At 69.3% G+C, this 20,344-nt stretch carries 22 protein-coding genes and 1 pseudogene; 11 read left to right on the top strand and 12 right to left on the bottom strand.

Annotated elements, in window-relative coordinates; all coding sequences use genetic code 11:
* Positions 1 to 49: 49 nt before the first annotated feature.
* The 3 genes from IEZ03_RS20460 to IEZ03_RS20450 all read right to left on the bottom strand — a co-directional run bounded on the left by IEZ03_RS20460 (position 50) and on the right by IEZ03_RS20450 (position 3,068).
* On the bottom strand, positions 50 to 1,543 hold the full coding sequence (locus IEZ03_RS20460; protein WP_221480558.1) for a sensor histidine kinase: 1,494 nt from the start codon (positions 1,541 to 1,543) through the stop codon (positions 50 to 52).
* A complete protein-coding gene (locus IEZ03_RS20455) occupies positions 1,540 to 2,223 on the bottom strand; it encodes a response regulator transcription factor (protein ID WP_184880378.1) in 684 nt (227 codons plus the stop codon). Before IEZ03_RS20455 ends, IEZ03_RS20460 begins: the two co-directional genes overlap by 4 nt.
* Positions 2,224 to 2,603: 380 nt before the next feature.
* The gene (locus IEZ03_RS20450) at positions 2,604 to 3,068 is read right to left on the bottom strand and encodes a MarR family winged helix-turn-helix transcriptional regulator (RefSeq protein WP_221480557.1); all 465 of its coding nucleotides are present in this window, start codon (positions 3,066 to 3,068) and stop codon (positions 2,604 to 2,606) included.
* Between the two features lie 149 nt (positions 3,069 to 3,217).
* Between IEZ03_RS20450 and IEZ03_RS20445 the strand changes: the two genes are divergently transcribed.
* Both IEZ03_RS20445 and IEZ03_RS20440 read left to right on the top strand, forming a co-directional pair.
* A complete protein-coding gene (locus IEZ03_RS20445) occupies positions 3,218 to 4,306 on the top strand; it encodes an LLM class flavin-dependent oxidoreductase (RefSeq protein ID WP_221480556.1) in 1,089 nt (362 codons plus the stop codon).
* Positions 4,303 to 4,950, top strand: coding sequence for an NAD(P)H-dependent oxidoreductase (locus IEZ03_RS20440; protein ID WP_221480555.1), 648 nt, complete (start codon positions 4,303 to 4,305; stop codon positions 4,948 to 4,950). The genes IEZ03_RS20445 and IEZ03_RS20440 overlap by 4 nt, the downstream gene beginning before the upstream one ends.
* A gap of 482 nt (positions 4,951 to 5,432) precedes the next feature.
* On the opposite strand, the gene IEZ03_RS20435 is transcribed toward IEZ03_RS20440, so the two are convergent.
* Positions 5,433 to 7,238: a carboxypeptidase-like regulatory domain-containing protein gene (locus IEZ03_RS20435; protein ID WP_184880376.1), complete on the bottom strand. Its 1,806-nt coding sequence runs from the start codon at positions 7,236 to 7,238 to the stop codon at positions 5,433 to 5,435.
* A gap of 404 nt (positions 7,239 to 7,642) precedes the next feature.
* On the opposite strand from IEZ03_RS20435, the gene IEZ03_RS20430 reads away from it, so the two are divergent.
* The 4 genes from IEZ03_RS20430 to IEZ03_RS20415 all read left to right on the top strand — a co-directional run bounded on the left by IEZ03_RS20430 (position 7,643) and on the right by IEZ03_RS20415 (position 9,014).
* Complete coding sequence (locus IEZ03_RS20430; RefSeq protein WP_184880374.1) at positions 7,643 to 7,942, top strand: hypothetical protein; 300 nt, start codon at positions 7,643 to 7,645, stop codon at positions 7,940 to 7,942.
* A 1-nt stretch (position 7,943) separates the two neighbouring features.
* Entirely contained in the window at positions 7,944 to 8,117 is a 174-nt protein-coding gene (locus IEZ03_RS20425) for a hypothetical protein (RefSeq protein WP_184880372.1), read from the top strand.
* Between the two features lie 150 nt (positions 8,118 to 8,267).
* Positions 8,268 to 8,489, top strand: a complete 222-nt coding sequence (locus tag IEZ03_RS38865) for a hypothetical protein (protein ID WP_184880370.1) — start codon at positions 8,268 to 8,270, stop codon at positions 8,487 to 8,489.
* Between the two features lie 45 nt (positions 8,490 to 8,534).
* Entirely contained in the window at positions 8,535 to 9,014 is a 480-nt protein-coding gene (locus tag IEZ03_RS20415) for a nuclear transport factor 2 family protein (RefSeq protein ID WP_184880368.1), read from the top strand.
* Between the two features lie 38 nt (positions 9,015 to 9,052).
* On the opposite strand, the gene IEZ03_RS20410 is transcribed toward IEZ03_RS20415, so the two are convergent.
* A complete protein-coding gene (locus IEZ03_RS20410) occupies positions 9,053 to 9,436 on the bottom strand; it encodes a DUF5997 family protein (RefSeq protein WP_184880366.1) in 384 nt (127 codons plus the stop codon).
* Positions 9,437 to 9,491: 55 nt separating this feature from the next.
* Between IEZ03_RS20410 and IEZ03_RS20405 the strand changes: the two genes are divergently transcribed.
* Positions 9,492 to 10,175 carry a LysR family substrate-binding domain-containing protein gene (locus tag IEZ03_RS20405; protein WP_184880364.1) on the top strand — a complete coding sequence of 228 codons (684 nt, stop codon included), beginning with the start codon at positions 9,492 to 9,494 and terminating at the stop codon, positions 10,173 to 10,175.
* A 94-nt stretch (positions 10,176 to 10,269) separates the two neighbouring features.
* On the opposite strand, the gene IEZ03_RS20400 is transcribed toward IEZ03_RS20405, so the two are convergent.
* The 3 genes and pseudogenes from IEZ03_RS20400 to IEZ03_RS20390 all read right to left on the bottom strand — a co-directional run.
* A complete protein-coding gene (locus IEZ03_RS20400) occupies positions 10,270 to 10,824 on the bottom strand; it encodes a cysteine dioxygenase family protein (RefSeq protein ID WP_184880362.1) in 555 nt (184 codons plus the stop codon).
* A gap of 368 nt (positions 10,825 to 11,192) precedes the next feature.
* Positions 11,193 to 11,588 carry a MarR family winged helix-turn-helix transcriptional regulator gene (locus IEZ03_RS20395; RefSeq protein WP_229808430.1) on the bottom strand — a complete coding sequence of 132 codons (396 nt, stop codon included), beginning with the start codon at positions 11,586 to 11,588 and terminating at the stop codon, positions 11,193 to 11,195.
* Positions 11,584 to 12,234, bottom strand: a pseudogene (locus IEZ03_RS20390) (SulP family inorganic anion transporter); the annotation flags it as partial. The gene IEZ03_RS20395 and the pseudogene IEZ03_RS20390, both read right to left, overlap by 5 nt.
* Before the next feature lie 225 nt (positions 12,235 to 12,459).
* Between IEZ03_RS20390 and IEZ03_RS20385 the strand changes: the two are divergent.
* From IEZ03_RS20385 to IEZ03_RS20370, 4 genes are all read left to right on the top strand, one after another.
* Positions 12,460 to 13,923: an FAD-dependent oxidoreductase gene (locus IEZ03_RS20385; RefSeq protein WP_221480554.1), complete on the top strand. Its 1,464-nt coding sequence runs from the start codon at positions 12,460 to 12,462 to the stop codon at positions 13,921 to 13,923.
* Positions 13,924 to 13,938: 15 nt separating this feature from the next.
* Positions 13,939 to 15,069, top strand: coding sequence for a hypothetical protein (locus IEZ03_RS20380; RefSeq protein WP_184880357.1), 1,131 nt, complete (start codon positions 13,939 to 13,941; stop codon positions 15,067 to 15,069).
* Between the two features lie 4 nt (positions 15,070 to 15,073).
* Positions 15,074 to 15,676, top strand: a complete 603-nt coding sequence (locus IEZ03_RS20375) for a TetR/AcrR family transcriptional regulator (protein ID WP_184880355.1) — start codon at positions 15,074 to 15,076, stop codon at positions 15,674 to 15,676.
* Between the two features lie 236 nt (positions 15,677 to 15,912).
* Positions 15,913 to 17,151, top strand: a complete 1,239-nt coding sequence (locus tag IEZ03_RS20370; RefSeq protein ID WP_229808429.1) for a PP2C family protein-serine/threonine phosphatase — start codon at positions 15,913 to 15,915, stop codon at positions 17,149 to 17,151.
* A gap of 161 nt (positions 17,152 to 17,312) precedes the next feature.
* Here IEZ03_RS20370 and IEZ03_RS20365 read toward each other — a convergent pair whose 3' ends face one another.
* The 4 genes from IEZ03_RS20365 to IEZ03_RS20350 all read right to left on the bottom strand — a co-directional run bounded on the left by IEZ03_RS20365 (position 17,313) and on the right by IEZ03_RS20350 (position 20,099).
* The gene (locus IEZ03_RS20365) at positions 17,313 to 17,720 is read right to left on the bottom strand and encodes an STAS domain-containing protein (RefSeq protein ID WP_184880353.1); all 408 of its coding nucleotides are present in this window, start codon (positions 17,718 to 17,720) and stop codon (positions 17,313 to 17,315) included.
* A 58-nt stretch (positions 17,721 to 17,778) separates the two neighbouring features.
* On the bottom strand, positions 17,779 to 18,357 hold the full coding sequence (locus IEZ03_RS20360) for a DUF5994 family protein (RefSeq protein WP_184880351.1): 579 nt from the start codon (positions 18,355 to 18,357) through the stop codon (positions 17,779 to 17,781).
* A gap of 47 nt (positions 18,358 to 18,404) precedes the next feature.
* On the bottom strand, positions 18,405 to 18,776 hold the full coding sequence (locus tag IEZ03_RS20355) for a hypothetical protein (RefSeq protein WP_184880349.1): 372 nt from the start codon (positions 18,774 to 18,776) through the stop codon (positions 18,405 to 18,407).
* 360 nt (positions 18,777 to 19,136) lie between these two features.
* Positions 19,137 to 20,099 (bottom strand): YihY/virulence factor BrkB family protein, encoded by a 963-nt coding sequence (locus tag IEZ03_RS20350; protein ID WP_221480553.1) that lies wholly within the window; start codon positions 20,097 to 20,099, stop codon positions 19,137 to 19,139.
* Positions 20,100 to 20,344 lie beyond the last annotated feature (245 nt).

Below are 20,344 nucleotides of genomic sequence, written 5' to 3'. Positions count from 1 at the left end.
CACGGACGAGATCCGGGACGCGGGGACCCAGGCCCGTCCCGGATCTTTTTCATGGGCCGGACGGCCGCCGCCCTTCAGTGTTAAGCGCTGGGGCTGGGGTCGGCGCACCGTGTCCTGCCCCGGCGGTGAGCCGCGCGGTCGGGGCGGGCGGGGCCGCGGCCGGAAGGGCGACCCGAAGCAGCGCGCCACCGCGTGCGGAGCGGGCGACGGTGGCCCGGCCGCCGTGGGCGTCGACGACCCGCTGCACGATCGACAGTCCCAGACCGGATCCCGGCAACGCCCGGGCGCTGTCGGCACGGTAGAACCGGTCGAACACCCGCGGTACGTCGGCGGCGTCGATGCCCGGCCCGGCGTCGTCGACCTCGAGCACCGCCGACGCGCCCTCGGCACGGAGCCGGACCTGGACCGGCTGGTCCGCGGGGGACCACTTGCCGGCGTTGTCGATGAGGTTGAGCACCGCCCGCTGGAGCGCGGCGGGACGCCCGCTCACCCACACGGAGGTCTCGTCGAGCGCGACCTCGATGTCGGGCACGCGGGAACGCGCCCGGGTCGCGGCGGCCACCACCACGTCGGCGAGGTCGAGCAGCTCGGTGCTCTCGTCGCCGACGTCACCGCGCGCCAGATCGGTCAGCTCGGCGGCAAGGGTGCTCAACTCGGCCACCTGGGCGCCGAGGTCGTTGAGCAGCCGGGTCCGGCTCTCCGCCGGCAGTGCGCCGTCCAGCGTGCCGCGCCGATCGAGCCGGCTCAGCAGCTCGACATTGAGGCGCAGGCTGGTGAGCGGGGTCTTGAGCTCGTGGGCGGCGTCCTCGGCGAGCAGCCGCTGGGCCCGCCGGGAGTCCCGGAGCGCGGCGAGCATGTCGTTGATCGATTGGATCAGCCGCCGGATCTCCCCGCCGCCCTCATCCGGGATGTCGGCGTCGAGGTCCCGGGTGCGCGCGACACGTACCGCGGCGGCGGTCAGCCGGTCGATCGGCGCCAGCCCGGTCCGCGCCACGGCCCACCCGACAAGGGCGCCGCCGACCACGCAGAGCAGCCCGACCAGCAGCATGCCCAGCCCGAACCGGGTGACCGGGCTGTCGTCGGCGACGCGGGCCACCTGGACCGCGCCGTCGCCCGCCCGCAGCGTGTAGATGAAGTAGCCGTCGCTGTCGTTCGACTCCATCAGGTCGGCCGACGCGCCCTGCGCCACGCGCCCGGCGTGCTCGCTGACCGGGGGCAGCGCGGGTTGGCCGGCCGGCGTCCGGGTCGAGCCGTCGGGCAGGATGACCCGCACCAGCTGACCGGACCCGGGATACGGCGGTAGCTGGACCTGCGCCAGACCGGCGCGCTCCGCGTTCGTCGCCAGGACGCGGGAGTCGGCGCGTAGCTGATTCTCGGCGGTGTCCTGCAGCTCCCAGTTCAGTAGCTCGATGCCCACCTGGAAGGCCGCGAACACGCTGACCGCGATGGCCGTCGCCGCGATCACCGTCAGCCTGGCCCGCAGGGACCGCCGGCGCCACCATCGGGTCAGCCGGCGCGGTTCCCGGCCGGCGGGCCTGCTCACGGAGGAGTCTCCCGCAACGTGTATCCCAGGCCGCGCAGCGTGTAGATCAATCGCGGCTCACCCTCGGCCTCCATCTTGCGGCGCAGGTAGCTCACGTATACCTGGAGGTTGTTGGCGGTGGCGCTCATGTCGAAGCCCCAGATCGCCTCGAACAGCGCGTCGTGGGTCAAGACCCGGGTCGCGTTGCGCACGAGGACCTGCAGGAGGGAGAACTCGGTCCGGGTCAGGCGCAGCGGCCTCCCGCCCCGCCACGCCTCGAACCTGTCGGGATCGACCCGGACGTCGGCGAACGACAGGATCTGCGACTCCCCGTCGGGCGGCGTGCGCCGGCGCAGCAGGGCCCGCACCCGGGCCAGCAACTCCTCGGTGGCGAACGGCTTGGGCAGGTAGTCGTCGGCGCCCGCGTCCAGCCCCGCGACCCGGTCGGAGACCTGGTCACGGGCGGTCAGCATCAGCACCGGAAGATCCCGACCCGCGGCCCGCAACCGCCGGCAGGTCTCCAACCCACCGAGGCGGGGCATCATCACGTCGAGGATCAGCAGATCCAGCGTGTCACCGCCGCCCTCCCCGACCCCGTCGAGCACGGCGAGACCGTTGGCGACGGTGCTGGTGTCGTAACCCTCGACCTGGAGCACCCGCTCCAGCGACTCACGGATGGCCCTCTCATCATCCGCGATCATGATCCGCACGCCGGCCCGCCCCCTTCCAGGCGATGCTTTTGCCGCTCATTGTCCCCGACCAACCTGAGAGCAGGATTAGCGCGTCGCTGGGGACCGCGCTCTTACGGAGACCTAAGAAATGGAACCTGCCGTCGGCTCATGAGCAGGGGGAGGACCAGATGACCATCACACCCGGCAACCAGACGGTAGATCCTCCGCGCCGGTCACGGGCGCAGGGGTATTCGTCAGGTGTGGACTCTGAGCCCACGTCCTGCACGTCCCACCTGCACGGATGTAGTTTTCGGCAGGCAAAGGGCCGACCGGGTCGCTGTGCCCGGAGGCCGTGCCGGTGTCCGGTGGGCAGGGGTGATCGGCAAGCGGTTCGCCTGAGGCCGGGGCGGTCACCGCAGGCTCGCCTCCTCGTCGCTCTCCGGCCCGAGGCGTGACCAGATCCGCGTGAGGGCGTGCAGGTCGTCGTCGTCCAAACGGTCGAGGAAGAGTCGGCGCACGTCGGCATGCTGCTTCTTCCATGCCTTGCGCAGGAGGTTGCGCCCATCGGGTGTCAGGACGGCGACGTAGCCGCGCCCGTCCCCGGCCGCACGCTGACGCTCGACGAGCCCGCGGCGCTCCAGCCGGTCGGCGAGCCGGGTGAGACCACCGGTCGACATCAGCCGATCCCTGGCCAGCTCGGACATCCGCATGCCGGAGCGACCGGCTCGGCCGAGCAGGGACAGGACGCTGTACTCGGCCATGCTCACGCCCAGCGGCGCGATCCCTGCCTCGATCTCACGCCAGACGCGGTCGTGGGCATACAGGAAGCCCTGCCAGGCCTCGTTCTCAAGGTCGCTCAGACGTGGAGTCGCCACGTCCGAAGGGTACCGCGACCGCCGTCGGTCATCGCCGGGCATACGTGTCTGCGCAGGCAGTACATCGAGGGGAATATCTGCCTGCGCAGACACCTTATTGCGATCGGACACCGAACGGCGTCCGCACCAGAGACCGTAAGGAGAGCACGTTGTCCACCACCGTCACCGGCGGGCGATCCCTTTTCGAGATCGGCTTCATGACGTTCGCCGAGATCACCGCCGACCCGGTTACCGGTACGCTTCCCTCCGCGCGCCGGCGTGCCCAGGAGACCATCGAACAGGCGCGGCTCGCCGACGAGGCCGGGCTCGACCTTTTCGCCGTGGGCGAGCACCACCGCACCGACTTCGTCGGCTCGGCCCCCGCCGTCGTCCTGGCCGCGGCCGCCCAGGCCACCACCAACATCAGGCTGACCAGCGCGGTCACCGTGCTCAGCTCCGACGACCCGGTGCGGGTCTGGGAGCAGTTCGCCACACTCGACCAGATCTCCGGAGGCCGGGCCGAGATCATCGCCGGCCGCGGCTCCTACACCGAGTCCTTTCCCCTCTTCGGCTACGACCTGGCCGACTACGCCGACCTGTACCGCGAGAAGCTCGACCTGCTGCTGCGGATCCGCGCGCAGAACCCGATCACCTGGAACGGACGGTTCCGCCCCGCACTGGACGCCGCCGACGTCGGTCCCCGCGCGATGCAGGAGGAGCTGCCGATCTGGGTCGGCGTCGGAGGAACCCCCGCCTCCGCCATCAGCGCCGGCCGACTCGGCCTCCCCATGGCCATGGCGCTGCTGCTCGGGCCGATCACATCTCACCGGCAGACCATCGACCTGTACCGAGTAGCCGCGCAGCACGCCGGACACGACCCCGCCGCGCTGCGCACCAGCATCAACCTCCACGGCTACGTCGGGCGTACGAGCCAGGGCGCCCGCGACACGATGTACCCCTACTTCGCAGAGGGCATGATGGCCAACAACCACCAGCGTGGCCGCGGGTTCAGGATGCCGCGGGCCGCCTTCCAAGCCCAGACCTCCCCCGACGCCGGTCTCGTCGTCGGCAGCCCGCAGGAGGTCATCGAGAAGCTGCTGGCCTACCACGAGCTCTACGGCCTGGACCGCGCCCTGATCCAGATCGGCTTCGGCGGGATGCCGCAGCAGGACGTCCTCAAGGCGATCGAACTGCTCGGCACCGAGGTCGCCCCCGTCGTACGCCGCGAAGTCGGCTCCCGGAAGGAGCAGGCGGCGTGACCACCACAGTGAGCGACCAGCGGGCTCTCATCAGCGGCCGCACCGGCCGTGCCCCCTCCCAGGAGGAGGCTCGGACACTACGGGTGGTGGTCGTCAACGGCAGCCCGAGTGAGAAGTCCAAGACCGTCGGACTGGTCGGCGTCGTGCTGCGAACACTCACCAGCGTGCTCGCCGTCCACGACGTCGCGGTCGAGCACACCCGGATCGACGTCTACCGGCTCGGCCCCGCCTTCACCGGAGCCGTCGAGAGGGAGGGCATCGCCCCCGAGATCGAGGACGCGCTCCGCCGCGCCGAGGAAGCCGACCTGCTCATAGCCGCCACCCCGGTGTTCCGCGGCTCGTACACCGGCCTGTTCAAGCACTTCTTCGACCTGGTCGACCAGTACGCACTCGCGAACAAGCCGGTCTTCCTCGCCGCCACCGGCGGCGGGGATCACCACGCGCTGGTCCTGGAACACGCCCTCCGCCCGTTGTTCGGGTTCTTCCAATCGATGACCCTCCCGGTCGCCGTCTTCGCGTCCTCCGGCGACTTCGACGGCACCACGCTCCTCACCCCGCGCGTCTACGGCCGCATCGAGATGGCCGTCGAGGACGTGAGCGACATCCTCACGCGCGTGGCGACTCGGGGGAAGCCGGCCGACTGACATCGGCCGCGGCACGGTGACCACAAGTGAAGACAACCAAGGAGCAAGTCATGCCGCACGCCACCTGCCGTCGAGAACAGCGCGGTCGTCCTCGTCGATCACGAGACCGGTTTCTCGAACCTCGCCGGATCGCACACGATCGAGCTGGCGCGATCTCCGTCAACCGGCTTGCCAGTGCTCAAGATGGGAGTAGAGAGCCGTTCGGCGCGCAGCGGGGCGGCGCGTTCGAAAGACGTCGTAGGCGACCAGAAGCCGGGCCTTGTGGTCCTTGGTGAATGTGCGGCGGCCCCTCCTTCCACACCGACCGCTGACGGCACGCCGAGCGCCGCTGACCAGCCGGACACCGGTCAGCGGGCTCACGCGCCCGGCTGACCTGGACGGACGTAGTTCTCGGTAGGTACACCCTCGCCACTGCATGGAAAGTGACGCCCAAGCCGCGCGGCGTGCGATTCCGCCCGTGCCGCGCGGCCTGAGAGCTCCCGTCATTCCTTCGGAATCACCAGATCGGGGCCGTTGATCGCCTCCCCGGCGACGACATGCAGGGGCTTCGGGTACCAGGCCGTGTCGGCGGGACCGCCGCGGTAACCGAGTTTGATCCACTGGGTGGCCAGCCCGTAGAGGGCGTAGTCGACGTCCCCGGTGATCCTCGCGAATGGCGCGGCGATGTCGCCGGTTCGGGAGCTGACGGCGATGACGCTCACATACTCGTTGGGAACCACCGAGCCGATGACCTTGCCGCCCAGCTTGCCGGTCTCCGGCAACCGGGCATCGGCGGTCACCGTGGCCCCGGCCGGCACGCTGATCGGGCGGGCGGCGAAGCGGTCGGGGGCCCCGCCGGACCATTGCCACACATAGCGGCCGTGGAAATCCGGGTACTGGACACGCCAGTCGTAGGGGCCGAGACCGTCGATGGTGTAGCGCCCGCCGGAGTCGGTGCAGTTCCTGCCCCATGCTTCCGGGCCGGACGGGCCGGCGGGCAGCACCCAGGCGCACACGTCCTCGACAGCCTTGCCGGTGCGGGCGTCGGTGACGGTACCGGCGATGGATCCCGTCCCGTCCAGTCGCACCCCGGTCTCGATGACCTCACCGCTGGCCACGGTGAACCGCGCCGCCTTCTCCATGTCACCGGTGCCGCCGTTCAAGCCGACCCACTGGCGGCCATGCACACCATCGGTGGGCGTTATGAACAGCTTGTACTTGCCAGGCCACAGTTGAGGGATGCGGAGCTCGCCGCTGCCGTCACTGCACTCCCGGTCGACCGTCTTGTTCCCGCGCTTGCGGGTGACCCTCTTGTGGACGGTGGCCGTCTGCTCGAACAGGGTCACACATGCGCCGGCCACCGGCTGTGCCGTCTTGGCGTCGCGGACCGTCGCGACGATCGTCGCCTCCCGTACCAGCTCCGTGGTGACACGAGTGGCCTGACCTGCCTGCACCACCACGTCGTCGATCGATCCGTAGAGGTAGCCCTCCGGCGGTGAGATCGAGAACGAGTAGGTCCCGGTGAGGACGCCGTCGAACGTCGCCTTGCCCTTGGCGTCGGTCTCGGCGAAGAGCGATCGGGGGCCGCCGCGTGTCGCCACGTAAGCGCCGGGCACCGGCTCGCGGCTCTTGGAGTCGAGGACGGTCACTTCAAGGTCCCCGGTGGGGAGGGCGGTCTCGGTGACGGTCGTCTCCAGCCCGGGCCGCACCGTGATCGGGTCCGCCTCGTACTGGTCCAACTTCCCGTGGGCCCATTGGATGTTGCCGTTCGAGTCGAAGGACAGCTTGTGGTCCTCCGCGTGGAGCCTGGTGAACCTGAACGCTCCGTCGGGATCGGTGATCTCGCGGCCCTGGGAGTTGCCCGAAGCGTCGTGCACTTCCACCGCGGCGCCGGGGACCCCGGCGCCGGAAGCGGTCACGAACCGGCCGGAGATCGAGCCGTATTCGATCGGCTGCAGGGCCAGCGAGGCGGTACCGGGAGAGGTCACCGGATCGGCCGTGGCCTGATCGGACTTATCGAAGGCCCACTGGGCATGGTAATCGGTGCCCGACACTTCGATCCGGTATTCCCCCGGTGCCAGCCAGTACAGATGGTAGTGGCCGGAATCATCGGTGTTCGTACCGCCGGAGACGCCGCCGGCGGCGCCATAAGCTGCGACCCAGGCGCCCGCCACAGGTTGACCGGTCTTCGCATCGGTGATCGTTCCGGTGATTCCATCGGTGTCCGCATGAGCGGGGACGGAGAGGAAACTTCCCGCCATGATGATGGCGATGATCGCAATTGACCATAGGCAGCGTCGAAAGAACATGGGCCCCCTCCATCCGCTCGCCCTTCCGCGAGAATCGGCGATATAACGGAGACAGCCGACGGCTCTGTTCGGTTGACAGACGAGCGTAAGAACCCATTGACTCTGACCGTATCCGGTCGCTTCGGGCCCATCGAGTGGTTTGAGAAGCTGATCAGCTCGCTCCCGGTGACGCGGTCATCGGCGGTCGGCCGCGGCCGCCCTGCCAGGCCGCGCCCTCATTGGCATCGGCCCAGCGACGAACAGATGCCGTGATAGCCGATGCCGGCGGTGCGCCTGGCAAAAAAATCCATCCGAGCAGGTCAAGCAGCATGCCGATGCCCTGCTGGGACGGTGTTCGTTGTAGATGGCTCCTAGGACGGTCACGTAGGGTGTGGCCACACCATGCACTGAGAGGTACCGGCCCCATGAGGCTCGAACTCACCAACTACGAAGCCCTGTACGGTTGGGGCGTCGTCAACAACAGTGCCGATTGGCATGCTCAGCGCAACCGAAAACCCCCCGCGTCCGTACAGGCAGTCGGGGACATCCTCTTCACGGCATACGGCTGCCGGACCGACACCACCACCACGGTCGAGCTCAGCGACGACGAGCGTGCGAGCCTCGCCGAACTGGTCAGCGAACATATCGCCGTGTGGGGTAAGCGCGGCCAGGAGAACGCCGCATCACCTCACCTGCGCTCGCTGGTCATGAAGCTGGGCGGCTGAGATGCCTACACCGGGCAGCACACAACGGAAGTTCCGCCTCGCCGACGATGCCCTGTGGGCCGAGTACGACCAGGCGTGCCGTGACATCAATGGCAGCACGGACCGCAGCGACGACATCCGCAAACACGTCGAGGCCGTCGTCGCCGAATGGAAGCAGCGACACAAGATGAACTGATCTTCCGGCGGGGGCTCGATTCCTACTGTAGAAGAGATCGGCCCTGCTGGCTGGGCTGATGAGTTCGATGAGCTGTTTGCGCAGGTCGTAGCCCCGTTCTTCGGCCCTCGGGAATCTCGGCTGCGAGCCAGGTCATATCTGCTGGGCCTGTTGAGCGGGCTGGAACGTAAGAACGGCTGGTCCCTGGCGGAGTTCGCCGGGGACGCCACTCCGGACGGCATGCAGCGGCTGCTCAACCATGCCCGCTGGGACGCCGACCAGGTGCGTGAACACTCCCGGCCCCACGAGCACGCCGCGATCTCAACCGGAACCGGCCCCGGAGCCGCGCCGTCAGAGGGCGCGGCCCTCGGACTCCGGGACCTCGGAAATTAGAACGTGTTCTTGTCAACGGGGGCGGGGTCGAGCAAGCTACGTCGCATGGACCTGAATGCCCTGGAAGAGATCCGTCAGGTGAAGTACCGCTACTTGCGCTGCCTGGACCTGAAGGACTGGGACGGGTTCGCCGACACCCTCACCGAGGACGCTCTGGGCGCCTACGGAACCCGCGCGGTCGGCGGGCCGCTGCGCCTGGAAGGCCGGGACGCCATCGTCGACTACATGCGCGACAATCTCGGTCCCGAGATCACCACGGTGCACTTCGCGGGCCAACCCGAGATCCGGGTCGACGGCGACAGGGCCGAGGGCACCTGGTGTCTGGAGGACACGGTCATCGCCAAGGCATTCCGGGTGCTGATCCGCGGATCCGCCTTCTACGAGGAGACGTATCGGCGCTGCGCGGACGGCGGGTGGCGCATCAGTGGCATCGGCTATGAACGGACCTACGAGTACTCGATATCGCTCGACGATGTGCCCAGCTTCAGGCTGCTGGCAGACCGCTGGACGCCCCCGAAAACCTGACCTGTATCAAAAGTCAGGCTTGATGCGTGTGTCGTGAGTCAGGTCTTGGCGCGCTGCTGCTTGAGGCGGAGTTCTTCCCTGCGGACCTCGGCTCGGACGGCTTGCTCGCGTTCCAGCCAGTCGGGCCTTTCGGCCTTCAGGTTCTCGATCTCGGCCGTGGTGAGCGGGCCCGTGATGCCGGCGCGGGCCAGACCTGAGATGGAGACGCGGAGCCTGGCGGCGACGACCTGGCGGGGGTGGGGGCCCTCACGGCGCAGGTTCGCCAGCCATGAGGGCGGGTCGGCTTGGAGCGCGTTCAATTCGTCCCGGGAGACAGGACCTTCCTGGAAGTCGGCGGGTGCCGCCGACAGCAGGATCCCCAGCTTCTTGGCCGCGGTCGCGGACTTCATGGTCTGCGGGGTCTTTGCTTTGGACGTGCCCATGGCCTCAAGGGTAGTCAGCGGGAGGGAACTGTCTGGCCGTGACTAGGGTGGCGGAGTGACCGATGGTGAGTTCCGGCTGGCCTACGTGCCGGGCGTGACGCCCGGGAAGTGGGCCGGGGTGTGGGCCGAGCGGGTCCGCGAAGTGCCGCTTCGCCTGCTGCAGATGCCGGCGGCCGAGGTCGTCCCCCTGCTGCGGAACGGTGGCGTGGACGCGGCGTTCGTACGCCTGCCCGTCGACCGCGAGGCCCTCCATGTGATCCCGCTGTACCTGGAGACGACCGTGGTCGTGGTGCCCAAGGACCACGCGGTGGCCGCAGTGGAGGAGGTGGAACTCGCCGATCTCGCCGACGAGGACGTGTTCGAACCACTCGACGAGGTCTTGAGCTGGGACGACCGCCCCGGGCAACCTGCCTTCACCCGTCCTGAGAGCACCGCCGGCGCGATCGAGTTGGTGGCATCGGGAGCCGGCGTCCTGCTGCTCCCGCAGTCTCTGGCCCGCGTCCACCACCGCAAAGACCTCACCTACCGAACCGTGACCGACGCTCCTCAGTCCCAGATCGGCCTGGCCTGGCTCGACGCCGTGACGACCGACCTCATGGAGGAACTGATCGGCATCGTCCGCGGCCGCACCCCCAACAGCTCCCGTGGCCGCAATCCCCGGCAACAGCCCACCACTAAGAAGCCACCGCAACAGCGCCCCGCCTCCAAGCACCGCCGCCAGAAGCGCCGCCGGCGGTAACGAGAGCCGTACTCACCGACAACAGCCCGCCCTCTCACAGGCGGAGGGGGATCATGCGCATCCGCCGCTCACGCCGACCGGAACGGCCGGTCGCTCATTGGCCTGGAGGGCTGTCCCAGCCGGAGACGAACCATTGGACTTCTCCAGTGGCCGGGTCGTACAACGGCCGGTTGAGGGTGCCGATGTTGCCTCCGTAGATGTGGATCCCGACGGTGGGCTCCTCGCCGACGGCCGCGACGGCGTGGACGTCGTCGTCGGTCGTGCAGCATACGGTGACCTGCCCGCGTTCCCAGACGTGCTCACCGGCCGGCGTCAGGGCCCTCCTGGGCTCGGATGCCACGGGCTTGAGATAGCGGGTCTCGCGTTCGGCCCCGGCGTAGATTCCGGCGACGCCCCATGTCTGGTGTCCGTGGACGGGTGTGTGCTGACCCACATCCCAGACGACGCACGCCAGTGACCAACTGTCGTCGGGAGCGATGTAGACCGGGTAGTTGACATGGTGTTCGTTCGAAGGTCTGGTGAGTTCCGGCGGGAGCCGGTAGTCGCCGGCCAGCAGCTCGGACAACCGCTCGGCGATCCGCTTGGTGATCTCGTGCTCGTCGTCGATGGTGCTGACCAGAGACGTCACGTCTTTGATGAAGGTCTCCATGGTCTGCCTCCTGCAACTCGATTGCCTTCGCGGTCATCGGCGTTTGGCGGTGAAGGTCAGGTGGGTGACGCCGGAGGGGGTGGAGACGGCTTCGATGTCGTAGGCCTCTTCCAGTGATTCCAGGCCGTCCCAGAGCCGGACGCCGCGGCCGAGTAGGAGCGGGACCTGGACTCGGACATCTAGAGCACTCCTTGGATCCGTCGGCGCCGCCCTCCGGCGCCGGTCACCAGAAGGTCGGAGCCGACCGGGCCGTCTCGACACGGTACGTCGGACTTCACCGCGATACCGCGATGTCGCCATTGACCCTTCGTCATGCAGCACATGCGTCAACTGACCCGATCGAACCACCAGGCGGCTTCAGATCGGCTTCATCTCGCCTCACCGATCGCTGTGACGCAGCGCTGGAGAAGGTCGGTGAGCTGCCTGCGCTGACGGTCGTCGAGGTCGGCGACCATGCGGTCCTCGATGGCCTCGGCAACGACGTCGGCCTCTTCGAGGAGTTCGCGTCCCGCTTCGGTCAACGTGGCGCCGCGGATGCGGCCATGTCCGGGGCGGGGGCGTAGTTCGAGCAGGTCACGGCGGCCGAGCTCGGTGACGATCTTGTGCATCGTCTGCGGGGTGACGTGCGTGTGCCGCGCCAGCTCGGCCGACGAGATGCCGGGTGTGGCGGCGATGAGGTGCAGCACCGTGCTCTGCACCGGCGTGAGGTCCAGATCGGTCAGGGCGTCCCGTAGCTCGACGCGGACCAGGTGCTGGAGCTGCATGAGCGTACGGGGCGAGGAGCGCCAGGGTGTCGAAGGTGAACGGCACGTCCGGCGGCCCCGGCGTGGGCAGCGAGGAAGGCAGCGCGCCCTTGTCGCCGACGGTGGGGACCGCGATGCCGGCGCCGATGGTCAGCGCGGTCAGGATCACGATCGACACCAGTGGCGCGGGCACCGCCTTGGAGACCCGGGGGAACAGCACCATCAGCACCAGGCCGCCCACCACGAGCGGGTAGACCGGCCAGGGCACGTCGCGCAGTTCGGGGACCTGGGCCATGAAGATCAGGATGGCCAGCGCGTTGACGAACCCGACCATCACCGAACGCGGCACGAACCGCATCAGCCGCGCCACGCCGAGGCCGCCCAGGATGATCTGCAAGAGGCCGCCGAGGATGACCGCGGCGATCAGATGACCCAGCCCGTGCTCACGCGCCAGTGGCGCGACGACCAGGGCGATCGCGCCGGTCGCCGCCGAGATCATCGCGGGCCGGCCGCCGACGACGGCGATGGTGACGGCCATGGTGAACGAGGCGAACAGGCCGACGCTGGGGTCGACCCCGGCGATGATCGAGAACGAGATCGCCTCGGGGATCAGCGCCAGCGCCACCACCAGCCCCGCCAGCACCAGCTCGCAGGCACGGCCGCGCAGGTCACGCCGCGGACCGCACTGCGGCGATCCCCACTCTAACGCTACGGAAGAGTCGGATGCGCCGGGGGTGCGGCCACTTCCGGGAGGCGGGCCAAGGGTTGACTCGCCACCCTGCAAGTCATACGTTCATCCAACATTTGTATGAATGAGGGGTGGCGGGTACGGATGCGGAGCAGGACGGCCGTGGTACTCGGCGGTAGCGTGGCGGGACTGTGCTCTGCCGGAGTGCTCGCGGAGCACTTCGACGAGGTGGTCGTCCTGGAGCGGGATGAGCTTCCGCCGGACGCGGAGCACCGCCGGGGGGTGCCGCAGAGCAAGCATCCGCATTTCCTCCTCAATTCCGGCCGCCGCGCGATCGGCGAGATCTTCCCCGGGTTCGAGGAGGCGCTGATCGCCGACGGCGGGATGCATCTGATGCCGTCGATGGACGCGGCCTACTGCGAGAACGACGGCTGGGCCCCGCGCAAGTCCGGATCGATGACGATGGTCTACAGCTCCCGGGTGCTCATCGAACGGGTCCTGCGCGACAAGGTTCGTGAACTGCCCGCCATCGAGATCCGGGAGGGCGTGACCGTCACCGGGCTGCGGTCCACCGGGGGCGGCACCACGAACGGGCGCGTCGAGGGAGTCGAATACCGCACCGCCGACGGCGACGAGGGCTACCTGGCCGCCGACCTGGTCGTCGACGCGCTGGGGCGCGGCTCCTCGGTCATCGACTGGCTCGGCGCGGCCGGCTGGTCCGTGCCGCCGGAGAAGACCCTCGACGCCAAGGTCACCTACGTCTCGCGGTGGTACGACCTGCCTCCCGCCGGCCGGCGCCCCGAATCGTGGTGGTGGAAGCACCTGGTCATCACTCCGACCCAGGACACCGGCGACCACCCCGAGGAGCACGAGTTCCTCAGCAACTTCTTCCCGATCGAGGGCGACCGCGCCATCGTGTGCATGGGGTCGTGGGGCATCCAGATGCCGCGCAAGACCGACGCATTCGAGGCCGCGCTGACCCGTGTGAGGGCCACGGCCTTCGGCGAGGCGGCGCGTGCGTGCACACCGACCTCCGAAGTGCATCTGACTCGTTCGACCGGCAACAAGTGGCGCCGCTTCGACCTGGTCGACGTGCCGCCGACCGGGCTGGTCTGCGTCGGTGACTCGATCTGCGCCTTCAACCCGTTCTACGCCCAGGGGATGAGTTCGGCGGCCCGCTCCGCGCTCATCCTCGGGGAGATGCTGCGCGGCCGCGACGCGGTGGACCCGGCCTTCTTCCGCGAGTTCCTCGACCGGCAGAAGAAGTCCCTCGACGTGCCCTGGATGCTCGCCATGGCGCGTGACCAGGCCTACGACTTCGCGACCGGGAGCGAGGTCGCCGCCCCATGGCGGCGCAGGCTGGCCGCGCGCTTCAGCTGGCCGATCTTCAACGCCATCAACGCCACCAGCCGCGAGGACGCCTACGTCGAGGAGACCTTCGCCCAGGTGTTCAACCTCGACAAGTCGCTCAAGGAGATGCTCACCGACCCGAGGTTCTGGTTCGGCCTCGCGCGCTACAAGGTGCGCCAGCTGACCGGCCGCACGGTGGTGCCCGGCGGGTTCGACGCCCGGCACGACCCGCCGGGCACCGATTTCACCGGCTACCGCGGACCGGGGCGGGCGTCGTCCAGTGGAGCCCGCCGCGGTGACGACCGCGTCGGCGCCTGACCCCGGAGGCGAGGAATGGACTACACCTGTGACGCGGCGGCCGCGCGTGTCGCCGAGAGACTCGGCTTCTCCTGCCACGACGCCAATCCCGTGATCGACTTCCGCAACCCGTTCGGCCTCGAGAACGGCACCATGCCGGTCCTCGAGCTGCTCATCATCGGCGGGGCCGTGTTCGCGCTCGTCCACGCGTGGCGGCGGTGGCGGCGCGACGGCGATCCGGTCAACATCTCGCTGTGGTTCGCCTCGGTCGTGTACCTGGCCGTGATCGAGCCGCCGCTGTACTTCCCCGGCTGGTTCGGCCTGGAGGAGCACGTCGGGTTCATCTTCTCCCACAACGTGTTCACCGTGCAGTTCATGTACGACCGGCTGCCGCTCTACATCGTGGCCTTCTACCCCGCGCTGTCGCAGCTCGCCTACGAGCTGGTCCGCGCCCTGGGCGTCTTCGCGCGGCGCGGCCCGCTGCTCGGCTCGATGGCGGTCGCGTTCGCCTGCCAGGTCTTCTACGAGATCTTCGACCACCTGGGGCCCCAACTGAAATGGTGGGCCTGGAACACCGACAACGAGACGATCAACCAGCCGGCGCTCGCCTCGGTGCCGATGAACAGCATGCTCCTGTTCGCCTCGGTCTCCTTCGGCGCCATGACCTACCTCGTCGTCCGCCTGGTCGGGGAGAAGGACGGCCGCGGCACGCTCACCGGGCCGCGGATCGGCTGGCGTACCGTCGTCGCCGGCGCCCTGACCCCGCTGGCGATGATCGTCGTGAGTGCGCCCAGCGGGGCCTTCCGCGGTGAGGACCGGCTCGGGATCCAGCGGGCCATCCTCGGCACCGAACTCGCCGTGGTCTGGATCGTCGGCCTCTTCCTGCTGGTGGACGCCTGGCGCGCGGTGCGCGCCGACACGGCGGCCCCGGTGGCATCGCCGCTGTTCGCGCGGGCCTATCCGGCGCTGTACCTGGGCGTCCACGTCGTCCTGTGGCTGATCGCGTTGCCGGCGTACTTCGCGGCGGCCAACGGCGTCACCGAGCAGGGCACACCGACCGGCAGCCTGTGGTACGCCGCGTTGTGCACCGTCGCCGCGACCGGATTCATCCTGGTCGCGCTCCGTGCGACCAGCTCACGATCGGTCGCGGCGCCTGTGCGATCCTAGGGGCATGGCGCGCCACGGCTGGGGAGGCCGGCCTCCCGCATCCGATGCCGAGGCCCGGCAGCGCATCGTCGACGCGACCGCCCGCTGCATCGACAGGCACGGCGTCACCAAGACGACCCTGTCCGACGTCGCGAACGAGCTCGGTGTCACCCGCCAGACCGTCTACCGGCACTTCGACCGGATCAGCGACATCATCGGTGAGGTCGCGGCCCAGGGCGCGGAGTCGTTCGTCGATCGGCTGATCGCCCACCTCCAAGGAGTCGGCGATCCGGCCGAGGCCGTGGTCGAGGGCATGGTCTTCTGCGTGCGGACCATCCCGACCGAGCCGCGTCTGAGCCTGCTGCTGCAACTCGGGGACTCAAGCGCCTTCAGTCGCGGCGCCACCACCGCGGACACCATCGCCTACGGCGCAAAGATGCTGCAGCGCTTCCCCGTCGACTGGGCGGCCGCCGGCATCGGCGAAGACGACCTCAACGGTCTCGCCGAGATCATCATGCGACTCCTGACCTCGCTGTTGCAGCACCCGAGTCGCCCGCCGCAGGACGAAACCCGGCTCCGCGCCCTCCTCGACCGCTGGCTGGCCCCCGCGTTCAACACGGCGCGTTAGCCGCCGCCCGCGAAGGCGCACCGATCAACCACCGCGACTCGATCGCGACAGCGTATCTGCCTGACCTGGAATCGGAATCCAGCGGGGATGGCGCTACGTCCACGAACGTCTGGTCTGACGGATCCGGGCACGCGCTCCCCCCAATGGCCGAGAAGCCACCCATCAGACCGCTCACGGCTTTGAACACTCTCCGATACGTAGGGTCACCGACCGTTTCGGAGGGCACATAGACGACTGTGGGAGAACTGAGCGGACCTGGGGACGCGGTCGACCGCAGCGAAGGCTTCGGCGAGCGGCTGCTGGGCCAGCTGTTGGACCGGGCGCACGAGATGCCGCCGCAGCTCATCGCCCCCCTGGTGGCCGAGGAGATACGCGCGATCGGCGGCCGGGACATCTCGATCCTGTTGCAGGACTACGCCCAGCTCTCCCTGGTACCGCTGCCGGGCAGGGGCCTCACCGACGGCGAACCACTGCCGTTGGAGGGGTCTCCGGCCGGGCGCGCGTTCCTGTCGGAGACCGTCGTCGAGCAGCCGCGGGACGACGGTGTGCGGATGTTCTTGCCGCTGCTGGACGGCAGTGACGAGATCGGCGTGATGGCCCTGACCCTGGACCGCGTCAATGCCGACGACCGCCGGCTGCTGCGGCGGCTGGCCGGCCTGGTCGCCGACATGCTGGTCACCAAGAACCACTACACCGACCAGTTCCTGCGGACGCGACGACGCGAGCCGATGAGCGTCCCGGCGGAGATCCAGTGGTCGCTGCTGCCCCCGCTGACCATGACGACGCCGCAGGTCGCCGTCGCCGGCATCCTGGAACCCGCCTACAACGTCGCAGGCGACAGCCTTGACTACGCCCTCAACGACGACGTCCTCCACCTGGCCATGATCGACGCGATGGGACACGGTCTGAACGCCGCCGTACTGGCCACCGTCGCCGTGGGCGCCTACCGCCACGCCAGGCGCGCCCACGCGGGACTCGCGGAGCTGTACGAGTTCATGGACACCGCCATCGATGCCCAGTTCGGCCCCGACCATTTCGTCACCGCGCAGATGATGCGCCTCTACACCGGTACCGGCCACCTGGAATGGGTCAACGCCGGCCACCCCGCCCCGATACTGATCCGCGACCACCGCGTCATCGGCGCCCTGGAAGGCACCGGCACCCTGCCCGTCGGCTTCGGCGGCTCGAAACCCCAGATCAACACCCGGCAACTGCGCCGCGGCGACCGCGTCCTGGCCTACACCGACGGCCTCGTCGAAGAGCACACCACCGGCGGGACACTGTTCGGCGAGGACCGCCTGATCGCCGCCATCGAACGCGTCGGATCCGCCAGCGCGACCGTCCAGCAGATGGTGCGCAACCTCTCCCACACCCTCATGCGCGAACGAGGCGGGGTCACCAGCGACGACGCCACACTCTTCCTCATCGAATGGCGCGGCGGAACCGCCGACCACCTCACCAGACCACTCCTGTGACCGAAAGATCCCGGGCCGGCCGAGCGCCCGGCACGGCGTGGCTCCTCGTCCTCGGCCGCGTCAGGAGACGAAGGCGGCCGTCGCGATGAGCGCGCAGACGAGGGCCACCGCAATGGCCATGCCGCCGATGAGACCCGTCATCAGCCGCAGGTATGCGTCCTTCATGGTCGTCGGGCAGGCGCTTCCAAGAGCGAATCCGGATCGGGGTAGACGGGGAGTGCGCGGCCGAGCGCGGTGACGCGGAGCAGCGCGGCGACCTGAGGGCCGGGCGCGACGAGCCGGAGGGTGATGCCGAGTGCGGCGGCGCGGCGCCGGATGCCGACCAGTACGGCCAGTCCGGCGGCGTCGGCGGACGCCACCTCCCCCAGGTCGAGGATCAGCAGGCGGCCGCTGCGCCGCAACGCGCCGATCAGGTGCGCGCGCAGTGCTGGAGCGGAGGCGCCGTCCAGGGCGCCCGACAACGCGACGATGGTGTGGCCGGGGCGCTGGCGGGCGGGCATCCTCACCTCGTCGGGGGCCCGGACCGGACTTCGGGCAGCCGGCGCGGGGATGGTGATGGGAGCGGTCATGGCGATCTCCGATCGCAGATGGTCCATAGTGCCGGGGGGCCCGTGGCAGCGGGCCGGATCAACGTGCCGCGAACTCTGCTCGGAGTCGCCCGCCCTCGGACTCCCAGGCGCTCTCCGAGCTGTCCGGGGCGCCGGCCCGGTCCGTCCGGCCGGGTGGTGAGGTGAGGGCGGCCAGCAGTTCAGGGGTGTGAAGGAAGTTGTCAGGGTGGGACGCCAGCTCCATCGACGCCTCGGCTCCGTCCCGGTGAGTGGCGGCCGGGACGGTGAACAGATCCACGCGCCGGCCGTCGGCGTGGATCGCGGTCAGCAGCCCGGTGGGCAGGGAGTCGAACCAGCTCAGCCGCACCACCCGGGTGTCGGCCGGGCCGTCGATGCGCAACCGGCGGGGACGGCTGTCCCAGTCGTCCGCCCGGAGCAGGACGTGGGTGATGGGACGCTGGTCGTCGCTGGGACCGTGGTCCTGCAGGGCCAGGATCAGGCCCGGCAGCTCCGCGACCGGGTCGGCCGACCGGGGCCACCAGGCGCCGTCCAGCGCGGCCCGCGCCGAGCCGGGAGGGGCCGCAAGGCGCAGCAGCAGCCGCGGCGTCGAGGGCGGAGACAAGCTGATCGCGGTGCGGCGTTCGGCTGTGGACCACATGGCAGGCGCCTTCCTTGGCTTCCGATCGGGTGCGGCGGCTGGGGTGCTCAGCGGAGGCGCTTGCGGGTCAGCGGGCGCAGTTGCGTGAGGCGGGCGGATCCCAGGATCAGGGTGACCGCGATCCCGGCGGCCATGGCGGCCATGAGCACGACCGCCAGTGGCAGGACGCCGCTCAGCCCGGCGAAGGAGATCCGCACATCGCCGGTGTTGCTCACCACGAGCACCATGAAGAGGAACAAGATGGCCGCGACAGCCCACAGCTCGGACCACACCACGCTGGTGCGGACCGCCGTCGCCGTTCGCTGCGCAGGCGGCGGCTCGCGCCGATCGGGGACCCTGGGGCCGGGTGGGTGGAGCTGGGACACTGAACCGGCCTGACCGGTGCGCCCGTTGACGCGCGGCCTGTGCGAGGTCTGCATGACTCCCCCTCTCAGGGGGGCGGGCCCGGCGTGGCGAATCACCCCTTAATTGGGATGTCGTCTTTTGCCGGATATTTTTATCCTACCCGAATAATTGCCGATATACGGGAAACGCAAATAGTTTCTGGCCGCTTTACTCGCGCATCGTGACCGCCGGCGCCGGAGCGCGAGAAACCCACCCCCCATTCCTGCCGTTTTCCGCTCGAGGCGACGGGCTCTCCGCCGCCCTAGACTCCGGCGCGGGCGAACGCAGGCCCGCCCGCCGCTGACCGGTCCGCCCGACTGAACGGGCACGACATGATGCTGCTCTTCCTCAGGCGTCCATCCGCTGACGCGCCCCGCCGCAACTGGGCCCGGATTTCAGTCCGCGTCGTCGCGCGGGGGCGGGTCGAAGTCGACGTCGACGTTCTGGAAGCCTTTGTGGCGTTCGGTCTCGGCGTAGGAGGTGTAGGCGCGCCGGTCCCCCGCCGTCAGTTCAACGTTGTCGGTGAAGGGCGTCAGCAGGCTGCGCGGCCACAACCGCCGCTCCCGGACGACGTTGATCTCGGCGCTCAGGACGAAGGTGAGCGCGCCCAGATAGATCCACGTCAGCAGGCCGAGGACGATGCCGAACATGCCGTAGGTGGCGGTGGCGCCCTTGAGCATGTGCTCGAGCAAGAACGCGCCGGCCCACTGCAGGGTTTGCCAGACCAGCGCCGCGCTGATCGCTCCCGTCCGGACCTGCGCGAACGTCAGGGGCAGAGCGGTCAGCACCCGGAACGCCACGGTGAACAGCACGATATTGACGGCGACGGCCACCAGGATCGCCGCCGTCCGCACACCGGCACCGAAGACGCCACCGGATGCGGTGACCGCCGACAGCAGCGTGGTCACGAGGACCGCCGCGCCCCCGACCGCCAGCAGCGCCAGGCTGCGCACCCTGGCGGCGATCGGGTTCGGCCGGGAGTTGCGCGGCACTCCCCACATCTTGTTCAGGGCGCTCTGCGTGGCCTGTACGACGCCCAATCCGCCGTACAGGCTGCCTACGACGCCCGTGGCCAGGGCCAGGATGCTGCCTTGGAAGGAATAGATGTTCGCGCCGATCTGGTCTCCGAGGACCGGGAACTGCGCAAGCGCCGAATCCAGTACGCGTTGCTGCAGATCCGGGTTGCCCTCCAACGCGAACCCCAGAGCGGTGACCAACAGCAGCAGCAGCGGGAACAGCGACACGAACCCGTAAAAGGTGATCAACGCCGTGAGGTACGCGCCCTGGTCGTCCACGAACTTGTACACCACCGCCAGCGGCAGACCCGCCCAGCGGTGCCGCCTCTGATAGGCGTCCACGCGGCCGACTACTCCCACCCGGCCTTTGTTCCCGCATCAGCGCGCGCCCAACGCTCAACCGCCCGGCTGGGCGAGCGGCCGCCTCCCGTCCGGTCGGCGACGTCCGGCGGCAGTACCCGCGCCTCGGCCTCGTAGTGCAGGACGTTCGGCTCCGCCAGACGGGAACAGGTGCCCCGGGACCGGTGTCCTCAGCGAGCAGGGTGCTAGCGGTTGCGCCTCCGCGGCCGCATTGACATGGCCGGAGC

Source organism: Actinomadura livida, assembly GCF_014648675.1.
Taxonomy (GTDB): Bacteria; Actinomycetota; Actinomycetes; order Streptosporangiales; family Streptosporangiaceae; genus Spirillospora; species Spirillospora livida.
The sequence above is the reverse complement of the archived record's forward strand: the minus strand, read 5'-3'. Positions and strand labels throughout refer to the sequence as shown.